Consider the following 24,605-nt stretch of genomic DNA (forward strand, 5'->3'; position numbering starts at 1 on the left):
AGATGACATAGTTGCCGTGGTTCTGGAAGCAGGCTGGCAACAGCCAGGACGGGGTCCGGTAGGCTTTGCTGGCAGACAGGAAAAGGAAGCGGTCTTCGGTGACCGGCACGTTCAGGGGCGCGCCTTGCTCCTTCCAGTCGGGGATCAGTTCGCTCAGTGCGCGCGGGTCCATCACCGCGCCCGACAGGATATGGGCGCCAACCTCGCTGCCTTTTTCGAGCACGCAGACGCCGACTTCCTTGCCGGATTGCGCCGCCAGTTGCTTGAGGCGGATCGCCGCCGACAAGCCGGCCGGGCCGCCGCCGACGATCACCACGTCGTATTCCATGGCCTCACGCGGGCCGTATTGTTGCAGCAGTTCTTGAGCAGAAGTCATGGGTGTCCCGTTATCTTTATGAAAGCGTATTTGCGAACGACCGTGCTATTGTTCAGTATTTTTCGCAATGACGCCAGAGCCTGCGCATTTATTTATCGCCTCCGATAAATGAAAGTTTTGCAGGCTCCGCTGTGTTTTCAGGCAATGACGCGTATTTTATTGGATTGATGGCCACCGATGGTGTTGATCTCGATTCGCCGAGCTCGATTTGCCGCAACGTAGGCCTGTTAGTGAACTGAGTTCTAAATCATTTACCGCACCACAAGGACCGCAATGAGCATTCAAGACGCCGACACCGCATTTCACCTGCTGCACACTGCCCGCATCCCCGTTCGCTGGGGCGACATGGATGCGCTGGGGCATGTCAATAACACCGTCTACTTCCGTTTTACCGAGCAATGCCGGGTCGAATGGCTCGATACGGCAGTGGGGCCGACCGGGGGCGGCGAGAGCGGGCCGGTCATCGTCAGCGCGCACTGCAACTTCCGGCGCCAGCTGAAATATCCGGCCACCGTGGCCGTCGAGATGTTCGCCGGCAAGTTGGGCCGCTCCAGTGTGGAAACTACCTACCTTATCCGCGACGCCGACCGGCCCGACATCATCTATGCTGATGGCGGTGCCAAGATCGTCTGGGTCGATTTCGTCAAGGAAAAATCGATGGCGCTGCCTGACTCGCTGCGGCAGATCCTGACGGGCTTGTAAGTTTGACGAAAGGAAACTGCGACAGAATCGGCCCGACACTCCCGCTAACTGCCATAGAGCAGAGGGAGCGACAAGTGCTTAGCCCGCTTTAGTGCTAGCCAACAATTAGAACCCTGGAGGAAGACATGACATACAAGACACAAGCCTTGGTAGCTGCCGCATTGATGAGCCTGGCAGTATCGGTCCAAGCTGCCGATCCGATCAAGATCGGCGTGACCGGCCCCTACACCGGCGGTTCTGCCCCGATGGGCGCTTCGATGCGCGACGGCGTCAAGCTGGCCGTGGCCGAGATCAATGCGCAAGGTGGCCTGCTGGGTCGCCAGGTGCAACTGATCGAACGCGACGACGAAGCCAAGAACGAACGCGGCGTGCAGATCGCCCAGGAACTGATCAACAAGGAAAAAGTCGTCGCCACGGTAGGCTTCATCAACACCGGCGTGGCGCTGGCCTCGCAGCGCTTCTACCAGGAAGCCAAGATTCCCGTGCTCAATAACGTCGCCACCGGCAGCGTGATCACGAAGCAGTTCGAGAAGGACAAGGATAACTACGTCTTCCGCACCTCGGCCTCGGATCAGATCCAGGCCAAGATGATCGCCGACGAAGCGATCGACAAGCAGAAATTCACCAAGGTCGCGATCCTGGCTGACTCGACCAACTACGGCCAGCTCGGTCGTGAAGACCTCGAGAAGGTGCTGGCCTCCAAGAAAATCACCCCGGTGGCCGTCGAGAAGTACAACATCAAGGACGTCGACATGACGGCCCAGTTGCTCAAGTCCAAGCAGGGCGGCGCGCAGGCAGTGCTGACCTATGGCATCGGCCCGGAACTGGCGCAGATCGCCAACGGCATGGAAAAGCTGAACTGGCACGTGCCTATCATCGGTTCCTGGCCGCTGTCGATGGGCAACTTCATCGACAACTCCGGCAAGAACGGCAACGGCGCCCGCATGCCGCAGACCTTCATCCAGGACGGCAATACGCCAAAGCGCAAGGCCTTCATCGAGGCCTATCAAAAAGCCTACAAGGTTGACCGCATGCCATCGGCCGTGTCGGCCGCCCAAGGCTACGACTCGATCCTGTTGCTGGCCGCTGCCATCAAGCAAGCCAACAGCACCGACGGCGAGAAGGTCCGCGCTGCCCTGGAAAGCCTCAACACCAAGGTCGAAGGCGTGGTCACCACCTATGACAAGCCATTCACCAAGGAAGATCACGAAGCCATCAAGCCGGGCACTGTGGTCATCGGCGAGGTGCGCAACGGCCGCGTCGTCCTCGGCAAGTAAAGACGTTCAGGCATAGCAATGAAAGGCCAGTCCTTGCGATCCGGGGACTGGCCTTTTTCGCACGACTAGTTGCCATCCGGTCAACAGCACGTCGAATGTGCTGCCGGTCGCAGGGCTGCTGGTCAACTCCGCCACCCGGCGGCAGCCGCTTCTTGGGAAATACAATGGATATCCTGTTACAGCTGGTCTTTTCCGGCATCGCACTGGGCATGATCTATGCGGTCATCGCATTCGGTTACCAGCTAACTTTTGCCACCTCCGGCACCCTCAATTTCGGCCAGGGCGAAGCGCTCATGCTGGGCGCCCTGGTCGGCCTCTCGGTCGTGGGCAACATCCACGGCGGGCCTTACCTCAACTATTGGCTGATGATTCCCATCGTGCTGGTCTTCGGCGGCCTGCAAGGCATGTTCGTCGAATGGATCGGCGTGCGTCCGGCGATCAAGATCAAGTCCGAGTTCGGCTGGATCATGTCGACCATCGCGCTGGCGATCATCTTCAAGAATGTCGCCGAGAACATCTGGGGCAAGGACGACCTGCCTTTCCCGTCACCGATCTCGGGCACGCCGTTCCAGGTGTTCGGCGCCAACGTGCAGCCGATGCAGGTGCTGGTGGTGATCGGCGCCTTGCTGATCATGGCTGCCGTCGAGCTGTTCAACCGCAAGTCGATCTATGGCAAGGCGGTGGTGGCGACCTCCAACGACCGCGACGCGGCCGGCCTGATGGGCATCAACACCAGCATGGTGATCACCTTCTCGTACGCCTTGTCGTCGGCCACCGCCGCCTTCGCCGGCGTGCTGGTGGCGCCGCTGACGCTGACCGGCGCCACCATGGGCGCCGCGCTCGGCCTGAAGGCGTTTGCCGTGGCCATCATCGGCGGCCTGACCTCGGGCATGGGCGCCATCGTCGGCGGCCTGATCCTGGGCGTGGCCGAAACCGTGACCGGCTTCTATATCTCGACCGGCTACAAGGAAGTACCTGGGCTGTTGCTTCTGCTGCTGGTGCTGGCGGTCAAACCTGCAGGCCTGTTCGGCAAAACTGCGATCAAGAAGGTCTGATGCGATGAACAAGAAAATCCTGCTGCTGTCGGTGCTGGGCCTGATCGTTCTGGCCGGTATCCCCCTGGTGGTGCACAACCCGTATTACCTGCACCTGATCGAAACCATCCTCATCTATGCCATCCTGCTGTTCGGGCTGGATATCGTGGTCGGCTACACCGGCCAGGTCTCGCTGGGCCATGCCGGCCTGTTCGGCATCGGCTCGTATGCCGTTGGCGTGCTGTTCTTCAAGCTGGGCATGCCGATCTACGTCACGCTGCCGGCCGCCATTGCGGTCACGGCCGTGTTCGGCGCGATCCTGGCGTTGCCGGCGTTGCGCGTGACCGGTCCTTATCTGGCGATGGTCACGCTGGCCTTCGGCACCATCATCCAGATCCTGATCAACGAGATGACCTTCCTCACAGAAGGCCCGCTCGGCATCAAGGTCGCCAAGCCGATGGTGGGCGCGGCGAAGATGAGCGAGGTCGAGTTCTTCTACCTGGTGGCGATCCTCACGGTGCTGGCCATGGGCGTGGTGCACCGCATCCTCAAGTCCAACCTCGGGCGCGCCTTCCAGGCGCTGCGCGACAGCCCGATCGCGTCGGACTGCATGGGCGTGTCGGTGTATCGCTACAAGGTCTACGCCTTCATCATCAGCGCTGCACTGGCGGGCTTGTCGGGTGGGCTGTATGCCTATTCGGAAGAGTACATCTCGCCTAACACCTATAACTTCGAACTGACGATCCTGTTCCTGCTGGCGGTGATCATGGGCGGGCGCAAGTCGCGCATCGGCTCACTCATCGGCGCATTGATCGTGGTGATGCTGCCCAGCCTGCTGTCGGACATCGAACTGTTCCGCAAGATCGCCAGCGTGCTGGCGCTGGTGGTGGTGGCCGGTGCGGTGGTGTCGCTGGTCAGGAAGACCAAGACCGTGCGCGCCGTGGCGGTGCCGGTGGTGGCGGTGGTGTTGATGGCGGCCTTCTCGTTCAAGCTGGAAAACATTACCGAATGGCGTCTCACCGTCTTCGGCCTGATGACACTGTTCGTGGTGTATTACCTGCAGGATGGCATCGTCGGTTTCTGCCGTGGCCTGTTCGGTCGCACGCTCACTACCGTGCCGCCGGTGGCGCAGCAGATCAGCGGTGACAGGCAGGTGGCCGTCATTACCACCGACTCGGTCAAGGACGCCGGCGCCACGCTGCTCAAGGTCAACCAGATCCTGATGCAGTTCGGTGGCCTCAAGGCGCTCAACAAGGTCGATCTCGATGTGCGCAAGGGCACCGTACATGGCTTGATCGGTCCCAACGGATCGGGCAAGAGCACCATGATGAACGTGCTCACCGGCATCTACCGTCCCACCGATGGCGGCGTCGAATACGATGGTCGCCAGATCTCGGGCAACACGCCTTCGGCGATCGCCCTGGGTGGCGTCGCGCGGACCTTCCAGAACGTGCAGCTGTTCGGCGAGATGACCGCCACCGAGAACGTACTGGTGGGCTTGCATCACACCTTCGCCAGCAATGTGGTGGATGTGATGGTCAACACGCCGCGTTATGTACGCGAAGAGCGCCAGGCACGCGAGCGCGCCGCCGCCATTCTGGAGTTCGTCGGCCTGGCCAACCTGGCCAACGAAGAAGCACGCAACCTGCCGTACGGCAAGCAGCGCCTGCTCGAGATCGGTCGCGCCCTGGGCCTGAACCCGAGCCTGCTGCTGCTGGACGAACCGGCCGCCGGCCTGACCGCGCCCGACATCAAGGACCTGATCGCGATCATTCGCAAGATCCGCGAGGCCGGCATCACCATCATCCTCATCGAGCACCACATGGACGTGGTGATGTCGATCTGCGACACGGTGACGGTGCTCGACTTCGGCCAGAAGATCGCCGAAGGCAAACCAGCCCAGGTGCAAGCTGACCCCAAGGTGATCGAAGCCTATCTCGGCGGCAGCGCCGGCGATGATCACGACCAAAAACCGACACCTGCGGGAGCCTGAACATGCTGACCATTTCCAACCTGCACGCGTCCTACGGCAAGGTCGAAGTGCTGCATGGCATTTCGATGGAAGTGCCCAAGGGCAAGGTAGTGACCCTGATCGGCTCCAACGGCGCCGGCAAGACCACCACCATGCGCGCCATCTCCGGCATGATCAAGCCGAAGGGCGGCGAAGTCACGCTGGGCGGCAAGAACATCACCGGCCTCGACTCGCACAAGATCGCCCGTTGCGGCCTGGCGCATTCGCCCGAAGGCCGGCGTGTGTTTGCCACCATGAGCGTGAGCGACAACCTGTTGCTGGGCGCCTTTCCGCGCTTTACCCGGGCCCGGCCCAAGGGCGATATCGCGCACGACCTGGAACGGGCGCTGGAACTGTTTCCACGCTTGAAGGAACGTCAGACCCAGCTGGCCGGCACGCTCTCGGGCGGCGAACAGCAGATGCTGGCCATGGCGCGCGCGGTGATGCTCAACCCCGAGGTGATTCTGCTGGATGAACCCTCGATGGGACTGGCGCCGATCCTGGTGGAAGAGGTGTTTCGCATCATCTCGCGCCTGAAGGACGAAGGCGTGACGATGTTGCTGGTCGAGCAGTTCGCCGCCGCCGCATTGAACGTGGCCGACTATGGTTATGTACTGGAGAACGGCCGCATCTCGGTGCACGGCGCGGCCGAAAAACTGAAGGGCGACCCGGCGGTGAAGGCGGCCTACCTGGGCGGCGGACACTAAGTCGATCACCGCTCGCGCATCACCTGACGCCATCCTGCCGGTCGCAGGGTGGCGTTATTTTTTTGATATCGACCATCCGCACAAGCGTTGTTGATCGGTCAATCCCGGGCATGGGGACTTGCGCAATGGGAATATGTAAAGGAAAATCAAGAAACTTTCCAGCCGGCCACATTTGCTGGAGCACCGGATACAACGGCTCGCACGTCGCGAAAGCGGACAGCGTGTCGGGTATATTAAGGGGGAGACATACCTCTTGAAGACTGATTAAGGCGCCCACCGGGCGCCTTTTCTTTTGGGGCGCGCGTGACGCTCAGACGATCGAATCATCGTAGTCGCCGCTGTCACCGGCATCGGCCAGGTCGATGTTGCGGAGGTCGTCGAAGTCATTGCCGGACGCTGCGTCATTGCCGCTGTCGTCGCGGGCGCGGCCAGAATCCTTGCCGGCATCGCTGCCATAGTAGTTATTGACGGTGGTGTTCTCGACCGGTGTACTGCTCAAGGCATTCTGGTGCCCCGATGCGCCGCCGCCGCTGCCATTCATCAGGTGCTCGATGCCCTGGAACAGGAAAGCGCCACCGGCCACGCCGGCTGCCGTCGCCGCCACGGTACCCAGGGTGCTGCCCAGGCCGCCGCCGAAGAAACCGGTGGAGGGCGCTGCTGCAGGCGCCTGTGCTGCCGGGGGCGGCGCTGCCGAATATGCCGGCATATACGCCGGGGCCGATGAGCCAGGGCGTGCGGAGTTGCCCGCCGCGTTACCCCAGGCATTGCTGTCGAGGAAGCCAGGCGTGGCACCGGCGCCTGATTGTGCCGCCTGCAACTGGTTTTGCAGCGATGCGACCTGGGCCTTGGAGGTAGTGAGCGCCTGTTCCATCAGCAGCGCCCGCTGTACCAGCAGATAGGCTGCGTCGGGTTGCTGCGCCACGGCGGCGGCGATCATCGCAGCGGCTTGCGGGTCTTTGCCGATGCCGCGTACTTGCGTCAGTTGATTGAGAAAATCTTGCAGTGTTTGGGTTTCTTGAGGACTCATGATGCCGGGCTCCTGCCTGTGCTGTTACGTCGATGAATATAACAAACTGCAAAAACTGTGACTTCGGTCTGATTATGCGCGCAGCGTCGCGCGTCATTTGTGAAGTTAATTGCAAAGCTCGAAACAGCTTGTAACAAGGTGTACTCTTCTTTGCTCTGTCGCCGCGATGACAGCAGGAAAACGGCTGGCCGACGACAATATTGTTATTCCCATTACCTTCACCGAACTGCCCCGACATGGACCACGCCAAGTCAGTCACCTCGCAACAGCAAACCATCGTGACAGACGGGGGCCGCTTGCATGCCTGCATCTGGAACCGGGAGGCCGCACCGCAGCACGCGCCCATCGTCCTGCTGCACGATTCGCTGGGTTCGATCGAGCTGTGGCGCGACTTCCCGGCGCAACTGGCGGCATGTTCCGGGCGCGCCGTGCTGGCCTACGACCGGCTCGGGTTCGGCCGCTCCGACAGCCATGCCGGCAAGCTGGGACCGGGCTTCATTGCCGACGAGGCGAGGGCATCGTTATGGCCGGTGCTGGATCACTTCGGTGTCGACCAGGCGATCCTGTTCGGTCACAGTGTCGGCGGCGGCATGGCGGTGTCGGCGGCCGCGCAATGTCCCGGGCGGGTGATGGCGGTAGTGACCGAATCGGCCCAGGCCTTTGTCGAAGACCGCACGCTGGAGGGAATCCGCCAGGCGCAACGCAGTTTCGCCGATCCGCAGCAAATCTCCAGGCTGGCGAAATATCATGGCGACACCACGCGCGCGCGCTGGGTGTTGGACGCCTGGATCAACACCTGGCTGGCGCCGACCTATGCCAGTTGGTCGCTTCACGAGAAGTTGCACTGTCCGCTGCTGGCGTTGCATGGCGAGCACGATGAATTCGGTTCGTCCCTGCACCCGCAGCGTATTGCTGCGTTGGGCGCGCCGGGTGAATGGCGGATGATCCCGCAGTGCGGGCATGTGCCGCATCGCGAGCAGTCGGACATCGTGTTGCAGGCGGTCGCCGCATTCCTGCTGAACCTGACGAAAAAAGACTAACGGATCAAGTCGCCGCACGTCCCTGGATAAACCGGTTCAGGCGCCACACCAGCGTGGCCGCCACCAGCGACGTCCCCACGATCACATAGCCCACCGTATCGAAATGCTGCAGGTGTCCGTCTGGGGTCATGGTCACGATGTGACCGGCGATGATCGATGCCACGCCCCCCGACAGTTGCTGGATCGAGGCGCTGATGGCATTGAAGGAGCCGCGCTGGTGCTGCGCCGGCAGGGACGACACCAGTGCCTGGTAGGGGATCATGCGCGAGAAGATGCCCAGGAACAGCACCGCATTGACCACCACGATCACCGGGATCGTGATTCGGCCCAGATGGGTGTAGATCAACACCATCATGATCGACAGCGCGGTGCCGAACAGGAACACCCGGAACTTGCCCAGCTTGTCGGCGGCGCGACCGATCAGGGGGCCGAAGGCAATCGTGCACACGCCGGTGATCATGTAGACGGTCGGCAGGTGATGCAGGTCGATGCCCAGGTTGCCCACCAGGTAGGCGCTGCTGAATGGCATCAGCATGAAGCCGCCCGTCATCAGCAGCGCGGTGGTGGCGAAGGCCAGCAGGTAGCGCGGCTCGGTCACGGTATGCCATAGATGGAGAAAGGCGCTGTGCTCCTGCTTCAGCTTCAGGTGTTCATTGACGGGTTGCATCTTCCACGCCACCACCAGTCCACCGGCCAGGCCCAGTGCGGCCATGGCGATGAAGGGCATGTGCCAGCTCCAGCGGTTGGACAGGTACAGCCCGATCGGGATGCCCAGCACCTGGCTGGCGGCAAACGCGGTCTGGATCACGCCCATGACGCGTCCGCGCAGTTGCAGCGCAAACAGGTCGGTGGCGATTGCCAGCACGATGGAGCCGATCACGCCACCGAACAGGCCGGTGACGATGCGGGCGATCAGGAGGCTTTCGAAGCTTTGCGCCAGCCCGCACCACAAGGTGCCGATGACGAAGCCGGTATAAAAGAACAGCAGCAGTCGCTTGCGATCGAAGCGGTCGGCGAAGCCTGCCGTCAGCAGTCCCGACAGGCCGGCGCTGAAGGCATAGGCCGACACCACCAGGCCGAACTGCTGGGGCGAGATGTTCATCTCGGGCATGATCATCGCACCCAGCGGCGACATGATCATGAAGTCGAGAATGACGGCGAACTGCAGGAAGGCCAGCAAGCCGACGACGGTCTTCTGGTACGGCGTGAATGTGGTGGAGCTCATGTTGTCTTTCTTGTTCAAACGGGCGCCATGATGCTTTTCATGGACGGCGCGGGATGGCAAGGCAGACGTTCTGGAGGGATGAATATTGTGGGCCTGCCCGCACGGTGAGGCGAGCAAGCGTAGGGGCAAGTGCGGTCGGATGCAAGTGCTATCTGCTGACGGCAAGCTGACGTGTCGTCAACGATACAAACGCAAAAGAGCAACTCCATCTCCGTCGTCCCGGCGCAGGCCGGGACCCAGTGACTTGGGTTGCGCATCCACGACCGCTGAACGACGCTGGATTCCTGCCTTCGCAGGAACGACGGGTTAGTGATAACTCCACCACCGTCGTCCCGGCGCAGGCCGGGACCCAGTGACTTGGGTTGTGCATCCGCGACCGTTGAACGACGCTGGGTTCCTGCCTTCGCAGGAACGACGGGTTAGTGATAACTCCATCTCCGTCGTCCCGGCGAAGGCCGGGACCCAGTGACTTGGGTTACGCATCCACGACCGCTGAACGACGCTGGGTTCCTGCCTCCGCAGGAACGACGGGTTGGTTATAAAGTCATCTCCGTCGTCCCGGCGAAGGCCGGGACCCAGTGACTTGGGTTGTGCATCCGCGACCGTTGAACGACGCTGGGTTCCTGCCTACGCAGGAACGTTGAGTTAGTGATAACTCCATCACTGTCGTCCCGGCGCAGGAAAGACCGACTAAATCGAGCCCCCTTACTGCTTGAGCAGGCTGCACTTGGATTCCGCCACCGACGTGAACGCCTGTTCGCCCGGAATCGTCTCCAGCAGCTTCAGGTAATCCCATGGTTTCTTCGATTCGGCCGGCGATTTCACCTGGTACAGATACATGTCATGGATGTTGCGGCCATCGGCACGGATGTAGCCCTTGTTATAGAAATCGTCGATCCTGGTCTTCTTCAGTTCGGCCATCACCTTGGTCGAATCGTCGGTGCCGGCGGCAGCCACCGCCTTGAGATAGGTGGTGGTGGCCGACCAGGCGGCGGCCTGGTGGGTGCTCGGCATCTTCTTCATCTTCTGATAGAAGCGCTCGGCAAACTTGCGCGAGGCTTCATCCTTGTCCCAGTACCAGCTGTCGGTCATCATCAGGCCCTCGGCATTGGCCAGGCCCAGTGCATGGATGTCGTTGATCACCATCAGCAGGCCCACCAGTTTCATCGACTTGGTGATGCCGAATTCCTTGGCGGCCTTGATCGAATTGACCGTGTCTTCGCCGGCGTTGGCCAGTCCCAGGATCTGCGCCTTGGATGCCTGCGCCTGCAACATGAACGACGACAAGTCCGAGGCAAACGGTGGATGCTTGACCGAGCCGACCACGGTGCCGCCATTGGCCTTGACCACCGCGCTGGTGTCGTTGGCCAGCGAGTGACCGAACGCGTAGTCCGCCACCAGGAAATACCACGACTTGCCGCCCTGCTTGATGACGGCGGTGCCGGTGCCGCGCGCCAGCGCTACCGTGTCGTATTCGTAATGCACGGTGTAGGGCGTGCACTCTTCGTTGGTCAGGCGTGCAGTGCCGGCGCCGATGTTGATGTAGACCCGCTTCTTCTCGGCCATCACCTTGTTCATCGACAAGGCCGTGGCCGAGTTGACGCCGCCGATCAGCATGTCCAGGCCTCGCTCGTCACTCCATTCCCGGGCGCGGGTGGCGGCGATGTCGGCCTTGTTCTGGTGGTCGGCCGACATGATCTCGATCGGCTTGCCCAGCACCTTGCCGCCGAAGTCGGCCACCGCCATGCGGATCGCTTCCAGGCCGCCGGTGCCGTCGGTGTCGGCGTATGGGCCGGACATGTCGGTAATGAATCCGATGCGTACCGCGTCGTTCGATACCTGGGCGTGACCGAGCCCGCTGGAACAGGCCAGGGCCACGCCCAGGGTGCAGGCCAGCAGGCGCCGTGGCCGGCGTGAGGGGGATTGCTGCATGTCTTGTCTCCTTGGTTTTTATCGGCCGCCTTGGGACGGCTCGGGGGTAATGCTGATCTTCATTGTGGCGTCAATGGAGCGCGAACTCAAGCAAGCCGGTCTTGCCAGCGATCGGGGCGATATCGGCACGGTCGCGCTGAACTGATTAACTTAATATCTTTCCCGGAGCGCGGGAGCCGGTCGCGCCGCTTCAATGGCCGGCCAGGTGCGCTGCGCGGTCTTTTGCAAAGTAGGGGGGCAATCGCCATCTGTTCCCTGTTTAGCCGGCGGCGGGCGGCATGCGATAGTGTGAGCAGCATGTCACGCATGCGCCAATAATCAAAAAGCAATCAAAAAAATTGGCGTCGGGGAGACGCCAGGATCTGGGACCATATCAAATGAACTTCATCGGCAACATGAAAATCGGCAAGCGCCTGACGCTGGGCTTTGCTGTCATCCTCGCTTTTTCGGTGGTCGTCGCCGGCATCGGCGTCTGGCGTCTTGAAAATGTCTCGACGGCAACCCGCGAGATGATGAGCGCACCGTTGATGACCGAACGTCTGCTGGCCGACTGGTACGCCAACCTGGCCACCGGCATCCGCCGCACCATCGCCATCGCCAAGAGCACCGATCCGGCACTGGGCCCGTATTTCGCCGCTGAAGCGGCAGCCTCGTCCAAGAGCTCGGGCGAATACCAGAAGAAGGTCGAAGCGCTGATGAGCTCGCCCGAAGAGCTGGCCTTGTTTGCCAAGATCGGCGAACTGCGCAAGGTCTACCTGTCGTCGCGCGACGAGATCAACAAGGCCAAGGCCGGCGGCAATGCCGAAGAGGCCGATCGCGTCTTGGAGAAAGTGTTTGTCCCGGCCGCTACCGCCTATCAGGATGCGATGCGGGCGCTGGTCGAATTGCAGCGCGCCGAGATCGACGCCACCGCCAAGGAAATCGATGCCATCGCGGCCAACAGCCGGTTGTTGATCATGGTGCTGGAAGGCTTGATCCTGCTGCTGGGCGTGGTGAGCGCGCGTTTCCTGACGCTCGGTATCACGCGCCCGCTGGATGCGGCCGTCGGCATTTCGCAGCGCGTCGCCCAGGGCGACCTGTCAGGCGAGGTGGCGGTGCGTTCGCGTGACGAGACCGGCCAGTTGCTGCATTCGCTCAACACCATGAACAGCAACCTGCGCGGCATTGTCAGCAATGTGCGCAGCGGTACCGACACCATCACCACCGCCTCGGCCGAGATTGCCGCCGGCAACCTCGACCTGTCGTCGCGCACCGAGCAGCAGGCCAGTTCGCTGGAAGAGACCGCCTCGGCCATGGAAGAGCTGATTTCAACCGTGCGCCAGAATGCCGATAATGCCCGCCAGGCCAGCCAGCTGGCCGTTTCGGCCTCGGAAGTGGCCGAGCAGGGCGGTGGCGTGGTGAGCCAGGTGGTGCAGACCATGGGCTCCATCAATGACTCGTCCAAGAAGATCGTCGACATCATCAGCGTGATCGATGGCATCGCGTTCCAGACCAATATCCTGGCGCTCAATGCCGCCGTCGAAGCCGCCCGTGCCGGCGAGCAGGGGCGGGGTTTTGCGGTGGTGGCCTCTGAAGTGCGTTCGCTGGCGCAGCGCTCGGCCTCGGCCGCCAAGGAAATCAAGCAGCTCATCAATGATTCGGTGTCCAAGGTGGACGACGGTAGCCGCCTGGTGGAGCAGGCCGGCAACACCATGCACGAAGTGGTGACCAGCGTGCGCCGCGTCACAGACATCGTGGCCGAGATCAGCGCCGCCAGCGCCGAGCAGACCAGCGGCATCGAGCAGATCAACCACGCCATCACGCAGATGGACCAGGTGACCCAGCAGAACGCGGCACTGGTCGAGCAGGCTGCGGCGGCGGCGGCCTCGATGCAGAACCAGGCCGATGGCCTGGCCCGACTGGTGAGTGTATTTACCTACGACGATGCGGTCCCACCGGTGGCGCCAGTGCGGGCCGCGGTCGACATCACGCCGCGGGTCAGCTTGCCGGGCGCGCGCTAAGCGTTTCAGCCAGGCCCGGACCGGGCGAACCGGACGTCGAACTGCGCGCCCGGATGGGTATTGGTGACATGCAGCGTCCAGCCGTGCGTGCGGGCGATTTCGGCGCAGATCGACAAGCCCAGTCCGGCGCCTTCGTCGCGCCGGTGCGGGCCGCGCCAGAAGCGCTTGAACAGGTGCGGCATGGCGTCGTGTTCGATGCCCGGGCCCTGGTCCCTCACGCTCAGGCTGAAGCGGTCGGCATGGACACTCACCGTGCTGCCCGGCGGGCTGTGATGGATGGCGTTTTCCAGCAGGTTCTTGACCAGCACCGAGAGCGCGCCGGCATCGGCATTGATCAGGTCGCGCTGCTCTTCATCGCTGGCGATGAAGGCGACGCGTACTTCCCGCGAGCGCGCCAGGCGCGCCAATTGCTCGCCCACCTGCGTCAGCACGTCGGCCGGATCCAGCGCTTCGATCAGGTAGTTGTGTTGTTCGCTGGCTTCGGCCAGGTGCAGTAGTTGATGGACGTGGCGGGCCATCTGGTCGATGTCCTTGAGCAGCATGCTGCGGTCGCCCAGGTCCCCCAGTTCTACCTGGCCACGCATTAGGGCCAGCGGCGTCTTCAGTTCGTGCGCCACGTCGGCCAGGAATTCACGTTGCTGGCGATAACCCTGTTCCACCCGATCCAGCGCCAGGTTGAATCCATCGAACAAGGGCGTCAGCTCGCGTGGCACATTGCTGACCGACAAGCGCGCCGAAAGATTGTCCGGCTCGATGCTGGCCATGGCCACGGCGGCCCGGCGCAAAGGCTTGAGCAGGTAGTGCAGGGTCGCCACCACCACCACCGAAAACAGCAGCATGCACGCCACCACCGTGATGAGGGTCAAGTGCCGCATCCGCTCGGTGCCATCGTCGAGCGTGATCCGGTGCAGGCGGTCGCTGCGCATGACCTGCAGGAACATCGGGCGGCCATCGTGCTCGATGCGCCGCGTCAGCACTTCGGCGCGCATGTTGTTTTCAAGCAGGCTCAGTCGCGTGGCGGCCGGGTCGAAGCCGGCGCCGGCGGCGGTGAAGGCGGTGTCGCTGCCGTCCGAGGCCAGCAGCACGCGGCCCTGCATGTCAAGCACCCGGTATACGCAATCCTGGGTCAGCACCTGATAGCAGGCTTCGACCCGCTGGTTGACATCAAGTTTGTAGGGCCGGCCGGTGGCGTCGTACAACAGGCCGCTCGTGACGCGCTCGGCACTTTTTTCGAGTTTGTAGTCGACGATCATTTCGGGCTGCCAGCGCTGCAGCGCGGCGATACCGCCCACCACCACCGAGGTGGCCAGCGTGAGCAATAAAGCGGTCACGCCCAGCAGCCGCCAGGACAGGTTGTAGGGGCGGTTGACGCAGGCTGAGCGCTGCGTGCGATGTGCGCCTGCCGGGACCGATTGCGGAGGGAGATGGGATACGCTCATGTCGGCTCTTCAGGGCGCCTGAGGGCATAGCCCAGGCCGCGTTGATTGATGATCTGCACCTGTGAACCGATCGCAGTCAACTTGCGTCGCAGGCGGTGCAGTGCCACGTCCAGCGCATTGGGCGTGACCGGTTCGGCGATGCCCCAGGCGGCCGCTTCCAGTGCCGTGCGGCGCACCGTGCTGCCGGCGGCGCGCACCAGCAACATGACCAGCTGCAATTCGGAGGGCGACAGCGAAATCAATTCGTCGGCGCAGACCATGCGTGCTTCCAGCGGGTCGATCAGGATGTCGTCATAGCGCGGCTGCAGGCTTTGCTGGCGCGGCGGGCGACGCATCAGGGCGCGCACGCGGGCCACCAGCTCTTCCATCGGAAAGGGTTTGGCCAGGTAATCGTCGGCGCCGGCTTCGAGGCCGCTGACGCGATCGTGCAAGGCATCGCGTGCGGTCAGCATCAGGCAGGGCGTATCGACCTGACGTGCGCGCAGGCGTCGCACCAGGTCGAGGCCGTCGCCGTCGGGCAGGTTGCGGTCGACCACCAGCGCTGCATAGTCGATCTGCGTCAGGCCCGCATCGGCTTGCGACAGCGTGGCATAGACGTCGGTTTCGATCCCGGCGGCGGCCAGCGCCTTGACCACCAGCGCGGCCATGCGCTCATGGTCTTCCAGCAAGGCGATGCGGTTCATCATGTCATGCTCAGAAACGGTAGAGATAACCAGCACGCACGGCAGCGGCGCTGGAGCGATCCACCAGCGGGCTGTCGGTGATGCCGCTGCCGAAGTGCGTCAGCCGCAGGTCGAGAAACAGCGACTGGCTCTGCGTGAACGAAAAATCGGTGCGCAGACCGCCCACCAGGTTGGTGGTCGAGCCGCCGCGATAGGCCGCGCGCTGGGCGGTGGCTTCGTTCTGGCGCACTCCGAAATAGTAATCGACATAGTTGCTGCTCATCCAGTTGGCGCCGAGGTAGGGCACGAAGGTCAGGCGACCGGTCTTGAAGCGATGCTCGGCCAGCAGCTTGAGGGTCTGGCCGCTGCTGTGGCCGGAGGCGTCGGTCAGCCATTCCAGCGACAGGTCGGCATAGGGATTGCGCCACATCGCGTGCGCCCCGGCCCAGAAGCCGTCCTTGCGTTCTTCCATGCCATTGAGGATGGGCGCATCGCCTGCTTTATAACCGTCGTCCGCATACTTGGCGCGCAGGTCGAACGATACCGGGCCCAGTGCACCCAGCTTGAGGTCGGCGGTGGTGCCGACAAACCGGAAGCGGCTGCCATTGTACATAAGCAAGGGCAGGGCGCGGGTCTTGTTGCCGTAGCCCCGGTAAGGGCTCCGTTCGACGCCGGCCGCCACGCCCAGCGCCCAGGTGGTGGCTTGCGGATCGGCGGCGGATGCGGCTTGCTGGGCGTGCGCGGCGGGCGACGCCAGCAATGCGGCAAGGGTGGTCAGGGCGAACAGGGGACGGGCGGGGATGCGGTGCATGAAAGCTCCATGGTTTGGGTGACAGCGGATCATCCTGCAGGGCGACTTACCGGATCCTTACCAACGCCGCCTCAAGCCAGGGGAATTTTCGCTTTCCAGTAATCGGCCTGGGCATAGGCATGTCGCAGGAAGTCGACCAAGGCACGGATGCGCAGGGGCAGGTGACGCCGCTGCGCGAACACCGCATAGATCGACGGCGCCGGCGCGGCGAACTTGTCGAGCACCGTCACCAGTTGCCCGGCCTCGAGCGCGGCGCCGACTTCCCACATCGAACGCCATGCCAGGCCGCGGCCATTGAGTGCCCAGTCGTGCAGCACTTCACCGTCGTTGCACACCATGTTGCCGCCCACCTTGAACAGCGCCTCTTTGCCGTTCTGGCGCAGCGTCCAGCCGCGCTGGCTGCCTTCGCTGCTCATCGCCAGGCAGTTGTGGCGGGCCAGTTCATCGGGGGATTGCGGCGTGCCATGGCGGCGCAGGTAGGCGGGTGCGGCGACGACGACGCGCTGGTTGTCGGCCAGCTTGACGCTGACCAGGTTGGAGTCCGACAGCGGCGCGATGCGGATGGCGACATCGATTCCTTCACCGATCACGTCGGCGATCCGGTCATTGAGGTTCAGGGTCAAGGTCAGGTCGCGGTGCTCGGTCAGGAACGACGGCAGCAGGGGCGCCACGTGCTGGCGTCCGAAGCCGGCCGGGGCCGAGATCAGCAGGTGCCCGCTGGCGCGGGCGCTGCGCTCGGAGACCGCCGATTCGGCGTCTTCCAGGTCGGCCAGGATGCGCTGGCAATCCTCCAGGAAAGCGGTGCCTTCGTTGGTCAGCATGATCTTGCGCGTCGTGCGCTGCAGCAGCTTTACCCCCAGCCGTTCTTCAAGCGCATCGAGGCGGCGACCGATCATGGCCGGGGCAATTCCCTCGGCCCGCGCCGCAGCCGAAAGACTGCCGCGTGCAACCACGTCGACGAAGGTGGAAATCTGTTTGAACTGGTCCATGGGCTGCCCGTCATATCGCGATTGGCCATTATCGATACACTTGTGACTAAAACGCAAAGATAAATTGATAAATCGTGTCACTCATATCAATTTAGTTTAAATATACTGCGTACATAAATTGTCGGAAGAAGGGCGGACTGCGCGCGACTTCAGGCAGAATTCCGAAGTGTTCTTTTTCTATTTTGAGGAGTCCAGCATGACGCAATTGAAGCTGCCGGCCGGCATGGAAATTTCTGGCGAGATCAAGCCGGGTTACGAAAACATCCTGACCTTCGACGCCTTGTCGCTGGTCGCCAAGCTGTCGCGCACCTTTGAAGCGCGCCGCCAGGAGCTGCTGGCCGCGCGTGCCGAGCGCGTCAAGCGCCTCGACGCCGGCGAGCGTCCCGATTTCCTGAAGGAAACCGAATCGATCCGCACCGGCGACTGGAAGATCGCACCGATCCCGAAGGCGCTCGAATGCCGTCGCGTCGAAATCACCGGCCCGGTCGAGCGCAAGATGGTCATCAACGCCTTCAACTCGGGCGCCGACAGCTACATGACCGACTTCGAGGACTCCAACTCGCCGGTCTGGGATAACCAGGTCACTGGCCAGATCAATCTGTTCGACGCCATCCGTCGCACCATCTCGCTCGAATCGAACGGCAAGAGCTACAAGCTCAACGACAAGATCGCCACGCTGGTGGTGCGCCCACGCGGCTGGCACCTGGACGAGAAGCACGTGACCGTCGACGGTCGTCGCATCTCGGGGGGCATCTTCGATTTCGCGCTGTTCCTGTTCCATAACGCCAAGGAGCAACTGGCCCGCGGCGCTGGTCCTTACTTCTACCTGCCCAAGATGGAGTCGCACCTCGAAGCGCGCCTGTGGAACGATATCTTCGTGCTGGCGCAGGACGAAGTCGGCCTGCCGCAAGGCACCATCAAGGCCACCGTGCTGATCGAGACCATCACTGCGGCGTTCGAGATGGAAGAAATCCTGTATGAACTGCGCGAGCACAGCGCTGGCCTCAACGCCGGTCGTTGGGACTACATCTTTTCGTGCATCAAGAAGTTCAAGAACGACAAGGACTTCTGCCTGGCCGATCGCGCCAAGGTCACCATGACTGCGCCGTTCATGCGCGCCTATGCGCTGCTGTTGCTGAAGACCTGCCACAAGCGCGGCGCGCCGGCCATCGGCGGCATGAGCGCGCTGATCCCGATCAAGAACGATCCCGAGAAGAACGCGATCGCCATGCAAGGCATCATCAACGACAAGAAGCGCGACGCCACCGACGGTTACGACGGCGGCTGGGTGGCCCACCCGGGCCTGGTCGAGGCTTCGATGAAGGAATTCGTCGCGGTGCTGGGCGACAAGCCGAACCAGTTCGAGAAGCAGCGCCCGGACGTCGACGTCAAGGCCTCTGACCTGCTCGACTTCAAGCCCGAGACGCCGATCACCGAAGCCGGCCTGCGCTACAACATCAATGTCGGTATCCACTACCTGGGCGCCTGGCTGGCCGGCAATGGCTGCGTGCCGATTCATAACCTGATGGAAGATGCCGCCACCGCCGAGATCAGCCGGGCCCAGGTGTGGCAGTGGATCCGCAGCGCCAAGGGCAACCTGGAAGATGGCCGCAAGGTCACCGCCGACATGGTGCGTGCGATGATCCCGGAAGAATTGGCGAAGGTGAAGGAAGTGGCCGGCACGGGCGCGACCTATGACCGCGCCGCGAAGATCTTCGAAGAGATGTCCACCTCGGAGCAGTTTGCCGAGTTCCTGACGCTGCCGCTGTACGAAGAAATCTGATCCGGCGCCGGCACTGCCGGACCATGGACCCCGCTCTTGCAGAAAGAGCGGGGTTTTTTTATTGTCGTCCCGGACCTGGCGCCGGTCGTACAGACGAAAAAAATCCCCGACCTTGGCCGGGGATTCTTTTTAAGTCGGAAGACTTACGCAGCTTGGATGTTCGAAGCTTGCTTGCCCTTAGGGCCAGTAGTCACTTCGAAAGTCACGCGTTGGTTTTCTTTCAACGACTTGAAACCGTTCGACTGAATTGCCGAGAAGTGAGCGAACAGATCTTCGCCGCCTTCATCAGGAGTGATAAAACCAAAACCTTTTGCATCGTTGAACCACTTGACGGTACCTTGTGCCATTACAGACTCCAAAATTTAATTGATTGGGGCTTCTATGCCCGGCTCTTTATCGTTACTCGGGAGGAATGACAGCGAGATGACCGCACTACCAACTCGAAACCTAACGACGGCCTGATTATACTCATTAAATTGAGAATGCAAGCTATTTTCAGAAGCAAACTTTCATTTAATTATTCAATCGTTTCGCGATGCACTTTAGTTTTCGATTCTTGCCGAAAAATGGTGCACATTTTTTCACGCAATCCCTTGTCTGGTGCGGCTTTGCGCTTGTCGGTCAGTGTCCTACAGAAATGTCCTACAAGCCATTGTTCAGTCGCCTTTTTGATGAATCAGCACCACCGCTTCGGCGGCAATGCCTTCTTCCCGACCCAGCCATCCCAGGCGCTCATTGGTCTTGGCCTTGATGTTGACTTGCTGTTCGGCAATCCCGAGGTCTTCGGCCACATGCTTGACCATGGTGGGGATGTGCGGCGCCATCTTGGGCGCCTGCGCGATGATGGTCGCATCCACGTTGCCCACCGTATAGCCGGCTTGCGCCACCCGGCGCATCGCTTCGCGCAGCAGCACGCGCGAGTCGGCGCCCTTGAATTGAACGTCGGTGTCAGGGAAATGGCGGCCGATGTCGCCCAGCGCGGCCGCGCCCAGCAGCGCATCGGTGATGGCGTGCAGCAGCGCGTCGGCGTCGGAGTGACCCTTCAGGCCCAGATGGTGCGGGATGGTCACGCCCCCCAGTATCAGCAGGCGTTCGGGCACCAGCGCGTGGCAGTCGTAGCCCTGGCCGATGCGAAACGGAAAAGAGGAAGAAGTCATCAGTGGGGGCCTTTCAGGAAGAACTCGGCCAGCGCGGCGTCTGCCGCCAGCGTGACCTTCAGATTGCGGGGGCTGCCTTCGACCAGTCGCGGCTGCAGGCCGAGCAGTTCGATGGCGCTGGCGTCGTCGGTGATGGCGTCCAGTTGTCCTTGATCGCAGGCGCGCTGCAGCGCCTGCTGCAGCAGCGCATAGCGAAACATCTGCGGCGTCTGGGCCGCCCATAGGCCGGCGCGCGGCACGGTCTGCTGCGCGCGTGTCGCGTCGTCGGCGCTTACTCGCTTGAGGGTGTCGACTACCGGTAAGGCCAGCAGGCCGCCCACCGGATCATCGCCCAGCGTGGCCAGCAATCGGTCGATCAGTGCGGCATCCAGGCCGGGGCGGGCAGCGTCGTGCACCAGCACCCAGTCACCATCGGCGACCTCGGTGCGCATGGCCTGCAATCCGTTCAGGACGCTTTCCTGGCGTGTCGGGCCGCCCACGCGCAGCACCGTCACCCGGTCCCGCAGTGCGTCCTCGAGCAGGGTGTCTATCCAGCCGTCGGCCGCGCTCACCACCACGAAGGTGTGGGCAATGCGCGGGTGGTCGGCGAAGGCGGCCAGCGCGTGATGCAGCATCGGCTTGCCGGCCAGCGTCATGTATTGCTTGGGGGTGTCGCCACCCATGCGCGCACCGACGCCGGCGGCCGGCAGCAGTGCCAGGTAGCGTGGCGGCGCTGCCGCCGGGAAAGGGGAGTCTGCTTGGTTCATGGAGAAGATCTGGCGCGCCGCCAATGGCCAGAGCGCCCGGGCAGCGGCCTTGCAGGGGCCATCGTTTATAATGCGAGGCTGAATTCTAATGCCAAAACCGCTACCGCGGCCGGCATTTGGCAGCGATTTGATCGCAGATCCCTGCCGAATATCCGACCGCTTGAGTCCGATGCCCTTCGACCTGAAAAAATCCCTCCCCAAGCCCGGTGTGCGTTTCGTCCCACCGGCCGTGCATGGTTCGGCCGATGCCTGCCTGCTGGCGCAAGCCGCGCTCGAGCTCAAGCGCCAGGGCCGCATGCTGGCCGTGGTGGTGGCCGGGGCGACCGACGCCCAGCGGCTGCTGGCCGAAATTCCCTGGTTCACGCCGCCGACCGACCCGGCCGACCCCGCCGCCAAATTGCGGGTGCACCTGCTGCCCGACTGGGAAACGCTGCCCTACGATGCCTTCTCGCCGCACCAGGACCTGGTCTCGGAGCGGCTGGCCACGCTCTATGAAGTGCAGTCGGGACAATGCGACCTGCTGATCGTGCCGGCCACCACGGCCTTGCTGCGCATGGCGCCGCCGCAGTTCCTGGCGGCCTATACGTTCTTCTTCAAGCAGGGCGAGAAGCTGGATGAGGCGCGCCTGAAGTCGCAACTGACGCTGGCCGGCTACAGCCATGTGGGGCAGGTGATGTCGCCGGGTGAATATTCGGTGCGCGGCGGCTTGATCGATATCTTCCCGATGGGGTCGGTGCTGCCGTATCGGCTCGACCTGTTCGGCGATACGGTCGAGACCATTCGTACCTTCGACGCCGACACCCAGCGCTCGCTGTATCCGGTGCCGCAGGTGCGCATGCTGCCGGGGCGCGAGTTTCCGATGGATGAAGCGGCGCGGCTGGCGTTTCGCAACCGCTGGCGCGAAGTGTTCGAGGGCGATCCCTCGCGCACCGCCATCTACAAGGACATCGGCAGCGGCATTGCCTCGGCCGGTATCGAGTATTACCTGCCGCTGTTTTTCGAGCAGACCGCAACGCTGTTCGAATACCTGCCGGGCGACACCATGTTCGCCACGGTGGGCGACGTCGAGCAATCGATCAAGCGCTTCTGGAGCGATACCCGCTCGCGCTGGCAGTTTCTGCGCGCCGATCGCGAACGTCCGGTGCTCGAACCGAAGGCCATCTATCTCGACGACGAAGATTTCTTCACGCTCCTGAAGCCCTATGCGCGGTGGGTCGTCAAGACCGACGACGCGCCCTCCGAGCTGTCGGCGCCGCTGCCCGAGATCGCCGTCAACCGGCGTCTCGACGATCCGCTCGCCAATCTGCGCGCGTTCCTGCAGAAGACCGATAACCGGGTGCTGATCTGCGCCGACAGCAACGGCCGCCGCGAGACCCTGCAACAGTACTTTGCCGAATACGACCTGCACCCGGCGCTGTGTGACGATCACCTCGCCTTTGCCTCCAGCAATGAACCGTTGATGCTGGGCGTGGCGCCGCTGCAGTGGGGCTTCCAGCTGCCCGGCCTGGGGCTGGCCTTCATCACCGAGACCGAGTTGTATGCCGGCAGCGGTCGTCGCGCCGGCCGTCGCAAGCAGCAAGCCACGACCGAAGTCGAGTTCATGGTGCGCGACCTGTCCGAACTCAAGATCGGCGATCCGGTGGTGCATTCCAATCACGGTATCGGCCGCTACATGGGCTTGATCAGCATGGACCTGGGCGAGGGCGAGACCGAGTTCCTGCATCTGGAATACGCCAAGGAAACCAAGCTCTACGTGCCGGTATCGCAACTGCACGTGATCTCGCGCTATTCCGGCGCTTCGCCGGAAGATGCGCCGTTGCACTCGCTGGGCTCCGGCCAGTGGGAAAAGGCCAAGCGAAAGGCGGCCCAGCAGGTGCGCGATACCGCCGCCGAACTGCTCAACCTGTATGCGCGACGCACGCTGCGCCAGGGCCATGCGTTCGAATATTCGGCGCACGACTACGAGGCATTCGCCGACAGTTTCGGTTTCGAGGAAACCGCAGACCAGGCCGCCGCCATCAATGCCGTCATCAAGGACATGACCTCGGGTCAGCCGATGGATCGCCTGATCTGCGGCGACGTCGGTTTCGGCAAGACCGAAGTGGCCTTGCGGGCTGCGTTCGTGGCGGTGATGGGGGGCAAGCAGGTGGCGATCCTGGCGCCCACCACGTTGCTGGCCGAACAGCATGCGCAAACCTTTGCCGACCGCTTTGCCAACTGGCCGGTCCGCATTGCCGAACTGTCGCGTTTCCGTACCGGCAAGGAAGTCACGCAAGCCATCAAGGGCATGGGCGACGGCACCATCGATATCGTCATCGGCACCCATAAACTGCTCTCCGGCGACGTCAAGTTCCAGCGCCTGGGTTTGGTCATCATCGATGAAGAGCACCGCTTCGGGGTGCGCCAGAAAGAAGCGCTCAAGGCGCTGCGCGCCGAGGTCGATGTGCTCACGCTCACCGCCACCCCGATCCCGCGCACGCTGGGCATGGCGCTGGAAGGTTTGCGCGAGTTCTCGGTGATTGCCACGGCGCCGCAAAAGCGGCTGGCCATCAAGACCTTCGTGCGCGGCGAAAACGAATCGACGATTCGCGAAGCCTGCCTGCGCGAACTGAAGCGCGGCGGCCAGGTGTACTTCCTGCACAACGAGGTCGAGACGATCGGCAACCGGCGCGCCATGCTCGAGGCGCTGTTGCCGGAAGCCCGCATCGGCGTGGCGCATGGCCAGATGCACGAGCGCGACCTCGAAAAGGTGATGCGCGACTTCGTGGCGCAGCGCTTCAACATCCTCCTGTGCACCACCATCATCGAAACCGGCATCGACGTGCCGAGCGCCAACACCATCATCATGCACCGCGCCGACAAGTTCGGCCTGGCGCAGTTGCACCAGTTGCGCGGACGGGTGGGGCGCTCGCACCACCAGGCCTATGCCTACCTGCTGGTGCAGGACGTGCAGGGGCTGAGCAAGCAGGCGCAGCGCCGGCTGGAAGCGATCCAGCAGATGGAGGAACTGGGCAGCGGCTTCTACCTGGCGATGCACGACCTCGAGATTCGCGGCGCCGGCGAAGTGCTGGGCGACAACCAGTCCGGCGAGATCCACGAGATCGGTTTCCAGATGTATTCGGACATGCTCAACGAGGCGGTCCGGGCGCTCAAGGAGGGCAAGGAGCCCGACCTGGCAGCGCCCCTGTCGTCGACCACCGAGATCAACCTGCACGTGCCGGCGCTGCTACCCAACGACTACTGCGGCGATGTCAACGAGCGCCTGTCGCTCTACAAGCGCTTTGCCAACTGCGTCAAGCCGGAGGCCATCGACGAGTTGCAGGAAGAACTGATCGACCGTTTCGGCAAGCTGCCCGAACCGGCCCGCGCGCTGGTCGAGACCCATCGCCTGCGGATTGCCGCCAAGCCGCTGGGCATCGTCAAGATCGACGCCCATGCCGAAGCGGCGTTGATGCAGTTCATGCCCAATCCGCCGATCGACGCCATGCGCATCATCGAGCTGGTGCAGAAGAACCGCCAGGTCAAGCTCAATGGCCAGGACAAGTTGCGCATCACCGCCGCCATGGTCGACCTGAATGCCCGCGTGCAGCAGGTCAAGCAGATCATGAAGGCCTTGAGCGCCTGAGTTCTAATTAATTAATAAATACCCGATACCCCCGTCTACCCGCATACACCAGCAATCGAACC

At 62.6% G+C, this 24,605-nt stretch carries 20 protein-coding genes; 9 read left to right on the forward strand and 11 right to left on the reverse strand.

What is annotated here, in order from left to right:
• A partial coding sequence (locus LBW87_RS17355; RefSeq protein ID WP_225202722.1) for an NAD(P)/FAD-dependent oxidoreductase occupies window positions 1-376 on the reverse strand: 376 nt, incomplete at its 3' end.
• A 273-nt stretch (window positions 377-649) separates the two neighbouring features.
• Between LBW87_RS17355 and LBW87_RS17360 the strand changes: the two genes are divergently transcribed.
• The 5 genes from LBW87_RS17360 (at window position 650) to LBW87_RS17380 (ending at window position 6,107) form a co-directional block, all read left to right on the forward strand.
• Window positions 650-1,078 carry an acyl-CoA thioesterase gene (locus tag LBW87_RS17360; protein ID WP_225202723.1) on the forward strand — a complete coding sequence of 143 codons (429 nt, stop codon included), beginning with the start codon at window positions 650-652 and terminating at the stop codon, window positions 1,076-1,078.
• Window positions 1,079-1,203: 125 nt separating this feature from the next.
• Complete coding sequence (locus LBW87_RS17365) at window positions 1,204-2,355, forward strand: ABC transporter substrate-binding protein (RefSeq protein WP_225202724.1); 1,152 nt, start codon at window positions 1,204-1,206, stop codon at window positions 2,353-2,355.
• Between the two features lie 164 nt (window positions 2,356-2,519).
• Window positions 2,520-3,410, forward strand: a complete 891-nt coding sequence (locus tag LBW87_RS17370; protein WP_225202725.1) for a branched-chain amino acid ABC transporter permease — start codon at window positions 2,520-2,522, stop codon at window positions 3,408-3,410.
• A gap of 4 nt (window positions 3,411-3,414) precedes the next feature.
• Entirely contained in the window at window positions 3,415-5,382 is a 1,968-nt protein-coding gene (locus tag LBW87_RS17375; RefSeq protein WP_225202726.1) for an ABC transporter permease subunit, read from the forward strand.
• 2 nt (window positions 5,383-5,384) lie between these two features.
• On the forward strand, window positions 5,385-6,107 hold the full coding sequence (locus LBW87_RS17380) for an ABC transporter ATP-binding protein (RefSeq protein WP_225202727.1): 723 nt from the start codon (window positions 5,385-5,387) through the stop codon (window positions 6,105-6,107).
• Between the two features lie 310 nt (window positions 6,108-6,417).
• Here the strand turns inward: LBW87_RS17380 and LBW87_RS17385 are convergent, their stop codons facing one another.
• Window positions 6,418-7,134, reverse strand: a complete 717-nt coding sequence (locus tag LBW87_RS17385; protein WP_225202728.1) for a DUF2076 family protein — start codon at window positions 7,132-7,134, stop codon at window positions 6,418-6,420.
• A gap of 236 nt (window positions 7,135-7,370) precedes the next feature.
• On the opposite strand from LBW87_RS17385, the gene LBW87_RS17390 reads away from it, so the two are divergent.
• Window positions 7,371-8,174: an alpha/beta fold hydrolase gene (locus LBW87_RS17390; RefSeq protein ID WP_225202729.1), complete on the forward strand. Its 804-nt coding sequence runs from the start codon at window positions 7,371-7,373 to the stop codon at window positions 8,172-8,174.
• Between the two features lie 4 nt (window positions 8,175-8,178).
• On the opposite strand, the gene LBW87_RS17395 is transcribed toward LBW87_RS17390, so the two are convergent.
• Together LBW87_RS17395 and LBW87_RS17400 are read right to left on the reverse strand one after the other, a co-directional pair.
• Entirely contained in the window at window positions 8,179-9,399 is a 1,221-nt protein-coding gene (locus LBW87_RS17395) for an MFS transporter (RefSeq protein WP_225202730.1), read from the reverse strand.
• Between the two features lie 705 nt (window positions 9,400-10,104).
• Window positions 10,105-11,331, reverse strand: a complete 1,227-nt coding sequence (locus LBW87_RS17400) for an ABC transporter substrate-binding protein (protein ID WP_225202731.1) — start codon at window positions 11,329-11,331, stop codon at window positions 10,105-10,107.
• Window positions 11,332-11,708: 377 nt separating this feature from the next.
• Between LBW87_RS17400 and LBW87_RS17405 the strand changes: the two genes are divergently transcribed.
• Complete coding sequence (locus LBW87_RS17405) at window positions 11,709-13,331, forward strand: methyl-accepting chemotaxis protein (protein WP_225202732.1); 1,623 nt, start codon at window positions 11,709-11,711, stop codon at window positions 13,329-13,331.
• Window positions 13,332-13,336: 5 nt separating this feature from the next.
• Here the strand turns inward: LBW87_RS17405 and LBW87_RS17410 are convergent, their stop codons facing one another.
• From LBW87_RS17410 to LBW87_RS17425, 4 genes are all read right to left on the reverse strand, one after another.
• Entirely contained in the window at window positions 13,337-14,770 is a 1,434-nt protein-coding gene (locus tag LBW87_RS17410) for a sensor histidine kinase (RefSeq protein ID WP_225202733.1), read from the reverse strand.
• Window positions 14,767-15,453: a response regulator transcription factor gene (locus LBW87_RS17415; RefSeq protein WP_225202899.1), complete on the reverse strand. Its 687-nt coding sequence runs from the start codon at window positions 15,451-15,453 to the stop codon at window positions 14,767-14,769. The genes LBW87_RS17410 and LBW87_RS17415 overlap by 4 nt, the downstream gene beginning before the upstream one ends.
• A gap of 10 nt (window positions 15,454-15,463) precedes the next feature.
• The gene (locus LBW87_RS17420; RefSeq protein ID WP_225202734.1) at window positions 15,464-16,243 is read right to left on the reverse strand and encodes a MipA/OmpV family protein; all 780 of its coding nucleotides are present in this window, start codon (window positions 16,241-16,243) and stop codon (window positions 15,464-15,466) included.
• 71 nt (window positions 16,244-16,314) lie between these two features.
• Window positions 16,315-17,232, reverse strand: a complete 918-nt coding sequence (locus tag LBW87_RS17425) for a LysR family transcriptional regulator (RefSeq protein ID WP_225202735.1) — start codon at window positions 17,230-17,232, stop codon at window positions 16,315-16,317.
• 196 nt (window positions 17,233-17,428) lie between these two features.
• On the opposite strand from LBW87_RS17425, the gene aceB reads away from it, so the two are divergent.
• Window positions 17,429-19,015 (forward strand): malate synthase A, encoded by a 1,587-nt coding sequence (aceB, locus tag LBW87_RS17430; RefSeq protein ID WP_225202736.1) that lies wholly within the window; start codon window positions 17,429-17,431, stop codon window positions 19,013-19,015.
• Window positions 19,016-19,158: 143 nt separating this feature from the next.
• Here the strand turns inward: aceB and LBW87_RS17435 are convergent, their stop codons facing one another.
• The 3 genes from LBW87_RS17435 to ispD all read right to left on the reverse strand — a co-directional run bounded on the left by LBW87_RS17435 (window position 19,159) and on the right by ispD (window position 20,918).
• The gene (locus LBW87_RS17435) at window positions 19,159-19,362 is read right to left on the reverse strand and encodes a cold-shock protein (protein ID WP_008115716.1); all 204 of its coding nucleotides are present in this window, start codon (window positions 19,360-19,362) and stop codon (window positions 19,159-19,161) included.
• 309 nt (window positions 19,363-19,671) lie between these two features.
• Window positions 19,672-20,172: a 2-C-methyl-D-erythritol 2,4-cyclodiphosphate synthase gene (ispF, locus tag LBW87_RS17440; RefSeq protein WP_225202737.1), complete on the reverse strand. Its 501-nt coding sequence runs from the start codon at window positions 20,170-20,172 to the stop codon at window positions 19,672-19,674.
• Window positions 20,172-20,918, reverse strand: coding sequence for a 2-C-methyl-D-erythritol 4-phosphate cytidylyltransferase (gene ispD / locus LBW87_RS17445; protein ID WP_225202738.1), 747 nt, complete (start codon window positions 20,916-20,918; stop codon window positions 20,172-20,174). The genes ispF and ispD overlap by 1 nt, the downstream gene beginning before the upstream one ends.
• A gap of 169 nt (window positions 20,919-21,087) precedes the next feature.
• Here ispD and mfd point away from each other — a divergent pair, with 169 nt between their 5' ends.
• A complete protein-coding gene (mfd, locus tag LBW87_RS17450; RefSeq protein ID WP_225202739.1) occupies window positions 21,088-24,543 on the forward strand; it encodes a transcription-repair coupling factor in 3,456 nt (1,151 codons plus the stop codon).
• Window positions 24,544-24,605: the final 62 nt, after the last annotated feature.

This window comes from Herbaspirillum sp. alder98 (genome assembly GCF_020179755.1).
GTDB lineage: Bacteria > Pseudomonadota > Gammaproteobacteria > Burkholderiales > Burkholderiaceae_D > Herbaspirillum.

What these genes read in the sequence shown, in the direction of transcription:
- LBW87_RS17360 (WP_225202723.1), top strand. Translation starts at nt 650, where the DNA reads ATGAGCATTCAAGACGCCGACACCGCATTTCACCTGCTGCACACTGCC.
- LBW87_RS17365 (WP_225202724.1), top strand. Translation starts at nt 1,204, where the DNA reads ATGACATACAAGACACAAGCCTTGGTAGCTGCCGCATTGATGAGCCTG.
- LBW87_RS17370 (WP_225202725.1), top strand. Translation starts at nt 2,520, where the DNA reads ATGGATATCCTGTTACAGCTGGTCTTTTCCGGCATCGCACTGGGCATG.
- LBW87_RS17375 (WP_225202726.1), top strand. Translation starts at nt 3,415, where the DNA reads ATGAACAAGAAAATCCTGCTGCTGTCGGTGCTGGGCCTGATCGTTCTG.
- LBW87_RS17380 (WP_225202727.1), top strand. Translation starts at nt 5,385, where the DNA reads ATGCTGACCATTTCCAACCTGCACGCGTCCTACGGCAAGGTCGAAGTG.
- LBW87_RS17385 (WP_225202728.1), bottom strand. Translation starts at nt 7,134, where the DNA reads ATGAGTCCTCAAGAAACCCAAACACTGCAAGATTTTCTCAATCAACTG.
- LBW87_RS17390 (WP_225202729.1), top strand. Translation starts at nt 7,371, where the DNA reads ATGGACCACGCCAAGTCAGTCACCTCGCAACAGCAAACCATCGTGACA.
- LBW87_RS17395 (WP_225202730.1), bottom strand. Translation starts at nt 9,399, where the DNA reads ATGAGCTCCACCACATTCACGCCGTACCAGAAGACCGTCGTCGGCTTG.
- LBW87_RS17400 (WP_225202731.1), bottom strand. Translation starts at nt 11,331, where the DNA reads ATGCAGCAATCCCCCTCACGCCGGCCACGGCGCCTGCTGGCCTGCACC.
- LBW87_RS17405 (WP_225202732.1), top strand. Translation starts at nt 11,709, where the DNA reads ATGAACTTCATCGGCAACATGAAAATCGGCAAGCGCCTGACGCTGGGC.
- LBW87_RS17410 (WP_225202733.1), bottom strand. Translation starts at nt 14,770, where the DNA reads ATGAGCGTATCCCATCTCCCTCCGCAATCGGTCCCGGCAGGCGCACAT.
- LBW87_RS17415 (WP_225202899.1), bottom strand. Translation starts at nt 15,453, where the DNA reads ATGAACCGCATCGCCTTGCTGGAAGACCATGAGCGCATGGCCGCGCTG.
- LBW87_RS17420 (WP_225202734.1), bottom strand. Translation starts at nt 16,243, where the DNA reads ATGCACCGCATCCCCGCCCGTCCCCTGTTCGCCCTGACCACCCTTGCC.
- LBW87_RS17425 (WP_225202735.1), bottom strand. Translation starts at nt 17,232, where the DNA reads ATGGACCAGTTCAAACAGATTTCCACCTTCGTCGACGTGGTTGCACGC.
- aceB (WP_225202736.1), top strand. Translation starts at nt 17,429, where the DNA reads ATGACGCAATTGAAGCTGCCGGCCGGCATGGAAATTTCTGGCGAGATC.
- LBW87_RS17435 (WP_008115716.1), bottom strand. Translation starts at nt 19,362, where the DNA reads ATGGCACAAGGTACCGTCAAGTGGTTCAACGATGCAAAAGGTTTTGGT.
- ispF (WP_225202737.1), bottom strand. Translation starts at nt 20,172, where the DNA reads ATGACTTCTTCCTCTTTTCCGTTTCGCATCGGCCAGGGCTACGACTGC.
- ispD (WP_225202738.1), bottom strand. Translation starts at nt 20,918, where the DNA reads ATGAACCAAGCAGACTCCCCTTTCCCGGCGGCAGCGCCGCCACGCTAC.
- mfd (WP_225202739.1), top strand. Translation starts at nt 21,088, where the DNA reads ATGCCCTTCGACCTGAAAAAATCCCTCCCCAAGCCCGGTGTGCGTTTC.